Consider the following 6,848-nt stretch of genomic DNA (forward strand, 5'->3'; position numbering starts at 1 on the left):
GATTTAAATTGACAACTCAGGCTTTAAAACGGAACAGGATACTGTCATCAAAGTTTATGTTAATCAAGATTTAAAACAAGTTGTTGGTTTTTTTAAACAGACGGTGAAGATTTATAACAAAAAAACGATTCATCATGAATCGTTTTTTACGTTAAGCCCATTGAATAGCTCTTTCAGTGATGGTCTTCATTTTTGTAAAGATTAAGAAGGATAACATCGTTAATAATTCAGAGATAAAGAGTGCAGCCCAAATTCCATGTAACCCAACTACCGTTGTTAGAATGAATAAAACGATAGGTAAGAAAATGATTGATCGGCAAGCGCATAATAAATTTGAGTATTTTGTCATCTCAATGGCTTGATAATAAATAGTTGTATTCAGGTTAACTCCAACAATAATAAAGGCTGCATTGACGATGTTTAGACCAATATAGGCCATGTCAATAATTGTTGGGTCCTGAGTGAAGACACTGATAATTGGACGACCATAGAACAAACAAATAGCAATAAATACTAAGTTGATGAGATAGTTTGTGATATTGGTCAGACGATAATATTTCATCATCGGTTCTTGTTCTTTTGCACCGAAATGATAGCTGATTAATGGTTGTGCCCCAAAGGCTAATCCAAGTAGGAGTAGATAAATTGGTGTTGTTAAATAGTTGATAATACTGTAAGTCGTAATTCCTGCTTCTCCAACGGTTGTGATTAAGGCAAGATTGGTTAAGTAAATAATGACTGAGAAAGCAGCTTCAGCAAAGAAGGATGGAAATCCAATATTTGAAAATTCTTTGATGATTTTAAAGTCTAATTTAACATTTCCGAATCGAAGTTGTCCTTGGCGACGAATAAAGTGAATTAAAAGAATTGAGACTGTCACTAATTGTCCAAGACCAGTTGCTAGTGCTGCTCCAAATAAGCCAAGCTGTAGCGGGAAGATGAAGAGATAGTCGAGTACGATATTTGTGATTGCTCCTGAAATTGTCGCAATCATGGCTAACTTAGGGTTACCATCGTTTCGGATAAAGCTATTAAGGGCAATTCCAATAATATTAGGAATGCAAAAGATTGAATAGAATCTTAAATAAATTTTAGCACTTTCATATAAATCAGGGGTTGCTCCTAATCCTTTAACAATAGGTCCTGTAAAGAGGAAGCAGATGATGCTAATGAAAAGGCTAAGAATTAATAAAAATTTAAAAACTTGGCGGAACATTACGTTGGCATTTTGGATATTACCACTTCCAAAGTTTTTAGAAATAAGTGCTCCTCCTCCGACGGCGAACATGGTTGCCATACCAAATAACATAATGGTTAGGGGGATTACAACATTGACGGCCGCTAATGCAAGATCTCCGACTCCTTGTCCTACAAAAATACCGTCAATGACTGTATATAAAGATGAAATAAACATGGCTAAAGCCGAGGGAATTGCATAACTTAAAAATTTCTTCATCATTTCTCTCATACCTTTCTATATAAGTTTCTTTTTAGTATACTAAACTATCTGGTAACCGTATAGTCAATATTTTTGTTTAGAATAACTAAAAAAGGACGTCACTTTTTTAATGATGAACGTCCTTTTAAGTTTGATTCATTCCTAATTGTTGTTTAATGGCATCAATTTCAGCTTGTAATACATCAATATCGTTATAGAGATTGTCAAAGTCCGTTTGTTCGGCTTCATTTCGTTGTCGACTTGCAGCCTCATTTTGTCTTGCAGTTTGGAAGAGTTCTTGTTCTACCATATTTCCAAGGGTGACTCCAATATCAACTAAAGCACCACCGACAATTTGTCGTTCAAATACATTAAGTTCAACACCGATAATAATGGCAATAACAGTAACGACTAAAATATATTCGACTGGGTCCAAACTTCCGATAAAGGCAAAGAATTCAGAGTTGGTAAAACCATAGCAATAAGTTGTGGTTTGTTGAGGAGCATAGTCAAAACCAGTTCCATGAGCTATAGCAGCCGCACTTTGGCCACTATTTGCAGCACTACTATTTTGGATGGGGAGCGTATTTAGAAGACGTCCGGAGGTGTCGGATGTTCCATCCATAGTTGTTGCTGATCCTGGGACTTCTTGAAATCTAAGCTCATCGGGATCGAAGTCATCGGGAAGAGGATTGTACTCATTTAGAGGTGGTTCTGTTTTTTTTTCAGTCGAGTTGGAAGGGTTTAAGGTGTCATTGCCGGGATGAATAGAAGGGGATAGAGGAATATCACCAATCATCGATTGCATTTGATCGACTTTTTCTGTTAAGAGTCCAATGAAGTTATGCATGAGCTCATCAGAGCATTCTAGTTGACGTGCTTTTTGTTTGGGTGACTGGGACTGTCTATGAGTGGAGAGTTGTTTTTTTTTCATAGTGTCCTCCTTATATAAACTACTGCTTTTTATAATAGAAAAAAATTAATAGCATACATTTACTGTATCAGGCTTAAAATCATAAAACGTCTTTAACGCAGACCGACGATAGAAGCAGTAAATTTTTTTGCGGTGTACAAAGGTTACTGTTTCTTATATATTCTAGTATATGCATTTAGGTGAAAGTCGGACATTAGCAATATGAACAAAATTGCTAATTTATCTTGCGTTTACACAGAAGGGATTGAATGTTAGGACTAAAAAACATATAATAGGATTGAATATAGTAAAATAAGGTAATTGTAAATATGGTATAAAATTTCCTAATTTAGGGGATATTTATATTGATGAACAGATTTAAGAGAAAGTGGGGTATCTGTTGTAAAACAGAATGGAAGATATGAGAGTGGTGGAGATTGATAGGTTAGAATTTAATTCTCAATTAGAAGTAGAAATTGGATCGAGCAATTGGTATTTACAATTACTTCATTTAGCTTACGGATTCTTTGAATATCGGGTCAGTGAATGTATTTGGTACGTGAGTGATATGATTGAGCAGTTATTAGAATTTGATTCAGAAACTCAAAATTCACAGAGTTTATTTAATAATGAATCCATAAATGAAATCATTGATACTTTTTTATTGAGTCCGGATACTGAGTTAACTCAAGATTTATTAATTCGTCATAAACATAAACCTTGGGAAACACTCGTGCTAAAATGTGAGAAAGTAATTGATAATAAAGGTGAGGTACGTGTTCGAGGACTATTACTCGATTTATCATTTAAGAAAAAACATGATTTGATTGATGGACAACTTCAAAAGTTACAAGCATTAGGGCAGTTGACAAGTGGAGTTAGTCATGATTTTAATAATCAATTAAATGGAATTTTAGGTTATGTGGCATTAATGAAAACAATGACAGAGGATGAAACACTGTTGCGTTATATGGATGGGATAGAACGTTCAGTCCGTCATTCGACAGAGTTAACCCGCCAATTATTAGCCTTTTCACATAAACCGGAAAATAAACGTATGAATCTTGATTTAGTACAGATTGTTAAAGATACGGTCAATATGTTAAAACATACAATCGATCGTCGAATTAAGATTGAACTAAATATTGAGCCAGATGAATATTATGTATTAGGTGATGAATCTCAATTAAATAATGCAATTTTAAATTTATGTATTAATGCACGGGATGCTATTAAAGGCCAAGGTTGCATTGAATTAACGTTGACTCACGATCAACTAGAAGAGATTCCTGGTAATTTATTAAATACGAATATTACGCCCAATGACTACGCTATTTTAAAAATTAGAGATACAGGCTGTGGGATTGATGCTAGCTTAATGTCTAAGATTTTTAAGCCATTCTTTACAACAAAAGATGTAGGGAAAGGAACCGGAATGGGTCTAGCAAGTGTCGTTGAAACACTACGTAATCATAACGGAGCTATTGAGCTTGACTCTGTTGTTGGAAAGGGAACGACGTTTACGCTATATTTGCCAATTAATCATGGAATTGAAGAGTTTGTTAATGAAGAATCCGTGCCACGTGGTGTTGGAAAAATCATGGTTATCGATGATGAGTTATCAAACTTAGAGATTACGGAGGCTTTACTTGAAAGCTTTGGGTATAGTGTCACAGCTTTCTCAGATCCGAAGCGTGCGATTAAGCACTATGCTAAGACATTTAGTCAATATGATTGTATTTTACTAGATGTCATTATGCCAGGTATGAGCGGTGTGGATGTCTTTAAGGCGATTAAGTTAATTAATACTGATGCTAAAGTTATTTTACTAACGGGCGTTAGTCAATGTTTAGAGCTAGATTTTATTTTACGTCATGGCGTTGATGCGTATGTTCCAAAGCCAGTGGATCATTACACGTTATCCAATGGTGTGTATCGCATCTTGAATTGTAAACCATTAGAAGTGAAGCCAATCAAGGCTGAACAATTAATTGAACTAAGTTCGATGTTAAACATTGCTTATGCACTTGAACGTATTGCTGGAAATACACGTTTATATCTACGTATTGCGCATAATTTTAGAAAGCATTTCTATATGGTAGTTGAGCAATTACCACAATTAATTGAGTCGAATATGGATGAAGCTATTCGTACGGTCCATACCATTAAAGGACTAGCCGGTCAATTAGGGGCAGATGAGTTGTATGAGTATAGTCGTGAATTAGAAACAGCTTTAAAAGAAGATGAAGCACATGAGGATATTTTAAGTATTTTTATGGAAGAATTTATGGAAGTAATGGATGAATTGGCTCGTATTGAAGGATGGAAGATAGGATAAATCTACCTTTTTAAAAAGTAGAAATATGGTGAAAAAGCGTGAGAAACTCATGGGATTTTGGCTATAGACTTCTGTTAACTACTTAGATGTGATATAATAACATAAAAATTTAACCGTGAGGTGCCATGATGATTTACTTATTAGTCATAAGTTTATGCTTCATAATAGCGTGTTTAATTACGCCGTATGTGATGAAATTAGCTTATTTTACCAATGCAGTTGATCAACCCAATAAACGTAAAGTCCATAGTCGTATCATGCCGAGAATGGGTGGACTCGCGATTTATATTGCTTTTCTATTGGGTTATATGATTTTTAAAGTGAAAGGATATGCGCTTGATCAAGATGAAATAGCGTTTATTGATGCTTATTTTATTGCTTCTTTTCTCATTGTTGCTACTGGGATGCTTGATGATATGTTTGAATTACCTGCTAAACCAAAGGCTCTCGTTCAGTTAGTTGCAGCTTTTATTATGGTTTTGTATGGTAATTTCATGATAGATAAGATTTATTTACCGTTTTTACCTGTAATTGATTTAGGGTGGATAGGTGGAATTGTAACGGTCATCTGGATTGTTGGTATTACAAATTCTATTAATTTAATTGACGGTTTAGATGGTTTATCTTCAGGAATATCAGCTATTTCATTTGGAACAATGGCCATTTTAGCGTCCTATCAAGGAGAAGCCTTTGTGGCAATGATGTCTTGTTTATTACTCGGTTCAACATTAGGCTTTTTAATTCATAACTTTCATCCAGCAAAAATTTTTATGGGGGATACAGGATCGCTATTTTTAGGCTTCTCTGTATCTGTTTTATCCCTTTTAGGGTATAAGAATGCGGCTTTTGTTTCATTTATTATCCCAATTGTTATGCTATCTGTTCCAATCTTCGATACAATTTGGGCTATCATTCGTCGTATACTAAATGGGCAATCGCCTTTTAAACCTGATCGTGGTCATGTTCATCATCAATTATTAGATCGTAATTTAGGGCATGTGAAAAGCGTACTTGTTTTATATGGAATTGCAGCATTGTTCTCATTCACTGCTATCCTATATACCATGTCATCGAAGTTTTATGGATTAGTGATGTTAGTAATTGCGATACTAGTGGTCGAGCTTGTATTTAATACAACAGGATTATTCCGAGCAAAACCCAAAAAAGGTAAGAAAGAACAAGTTCAAGAACAAAAAGAAGATGATATTTCAACGGGGGAAATATCAGAAAAATAAGAATAGATTATGAGGTGTGAGAAATGAGAAAACCAATTATTGCAGGAAACTGGAAAATGAATAAAACGCGTGATGAGGCTTTACAATTTATTTATGCTGTTAAAGATCATGTTGCTTCAACAGATGTGGTTGAATCAGTGGTTTGTGCACCATTTCCTTACTTACGCTGTTTAGTCAAACGTCAAGGGGCTTCTTTACGTGTGGGGGCACAAAATATGCACTTTGAATCAGCTGGGGCTTACACAGGAGAAGTGGCACCTGAAATGTTAACATCAATCGGCGTTTCTTACGTCGTATTAGGACACAGTGAGCGTCGTGAAATGTTTAATGAGACAGATGAAACAGTTAATAAAAAAGTTCACGCTGCATTTGCAAATGGATTAACACCAATTATTTGTGTCGGTGAATCATTAAAAGAACGTGAAACTGGAGCAACAAATGCTGTTGTGGATACTCAAACAGTTGCAGCGTTAGAAGGATTAACAGTTGAACAAGTGAAACGAGTTGTAATTGCCTATGAACCAATTTGGGCAATTGGAACGGGACGTACAGCAACAGCTGAGCAAGCGAATGAAACGATTGGATATATTCGTAGTGTAATTGAACGTGCGTATGGACGTGAAGTTGCTGAGGCGGTCCGTATTCAATACGGAGGTTCAGTTAATCCGTCAAATATTAAGGAGTTAATGGCTCAAGAACATATTGACGGAGCATTAGTTGGTGGAGCTTCACTAGATCCAAAATCATTCTTATCATTAGTTAATTATCAAGGATAATGATTATCAAGGTGATTCTTCGATTCGAGGAATCACCTTTTTTATGTGCGCCCGGCATGGGTATTATCTAACGGGTTAAAGTCCCGAGTACGTCCAAGTAGCGGAAAGTACATAGCCTAAGACAAGGGTGTCCTCTGCGAGGAGGAAT

General features: G+C 35.5%; 5 protein-coding genes. 3 read left to right on the forward strand and 2 right to left on the reverse strand.

Translation table 11 applies throughout. The annotated features are described in order from the left end of the window. Positions 1–151: 151 nt before the first annotated feature. Complete coding sequence (locus tag NEH75_RS12170) at positions 152–1,456, reverse strand: MATE family efflux transporter (RefSeq protein ID WP_238581317.1); 1,305 nt, start codon at positions 1,454–1,456, stop codon at positions 152–154. Positions 1,457–1,583: 127 nt separating this feature from the next. Beyond that, on the reverse strand, positions 1,584–2,288 hold the full coding sequence (locus NEH75_RS12175) for a hypothetical protein (RefSeq protein ID WP_262948931.1): 705 nt from the start codon (positions 2,286–2,288) through the stop codon (positions 1,584–1,586). Positions 2,289–2,772: 484 nt separating this feature from the next. Here NEH75_RS12175 and NEH75_RS12180 point away from each other — a divergent pair, with 484 nt between their 5' ends. From NEH75_RS12180 to tpiA, 3 genes are all read left to right on the forward strand, one after another. Continuing rightward, positions 2,773–4,689: a response regulator gene (locus tag NEH75_RS12180; RefSeq protein ID WP_262948934.1), complete on the forward strand. Its 1,917-nt coding sequence runs from the start codon at positions 2,773–2,775 to the stop codon at positions 4,687–4,689. A gap of 128 nt (positions 4,690–4,817) precedes the next feature. Beyond that, positions 4,818–5,924, forward strand: a complete 1,107-nt coding sequence (locus NEH75_RS12185; protein ID WP_262948932.1) for a glycosyltransferase family 4 protein — start codon at positions 4,818–4,820, stop codon at positions 5,922–5,924. 23 nt (positions 5,925–5,947) lie between these two features. Continuing rightward, a complete protein-coding gene (gene tpiA / locus NEH75_RS12190) occupies positions 5,948–6,700 on the forward strand; it encodes a triose-phosphate isomerase (RefSeq protein ID WP_212724677.1) in 753 nt (250 codons plus the stop codon). Positions 6,701–6,848: the final 148 nt, after the last annotated feature.

The sequence above is a fragment of the Turicibacter sp. T129 genome, assembly GCF_025594975.1.
GTDB classification, from domain to species: domain Bacteria; phylum Bacillota_I; class Bacilli_A; order MOL361; family Turicibacteraceae; genus Turicibacter; species Turicibacter bilis.

Excerpts from the sequence above, each read along its gene's own strand:
- NEH75_RS12170 (WP_238581317.1), bottom strand. The coding sequence starts at position 1,456 with ATGAAGAAATTTTTAAGTTATGCAATTCCCTCGGCTTTAGCCATGTTT.
- NEH75_RS12175 (WP_262948931.1), bottom strand. The coding sequence starts at position 2,288 with ATGCATAACTTCATTGGACTCTTAACAGAAAAAGTCGATCAAATGCAA.
- NEH75_RS12180 (WP_262948934.1), top strand. The coding sequence starts at position 2,773 with ATGAGAGTGGTGGAGATTGATAGGTTAGAATTTAATTCTCAATTAGAA.
- NEH75_RS12185 (WP_262948932.1), top strand. The coding sequence starts at position 4,818 with ATGATTTACTTATTAGTCATAAGTTTATGCTTCATAATAGCGTGTTTA.
- tpiA (WP_212724677.1), top strand. The coding sequence starts at position 5,948 with ATGAGAAAACCAATTATTGCAGGAAACTGGAAAATGAATAAAACGCGT.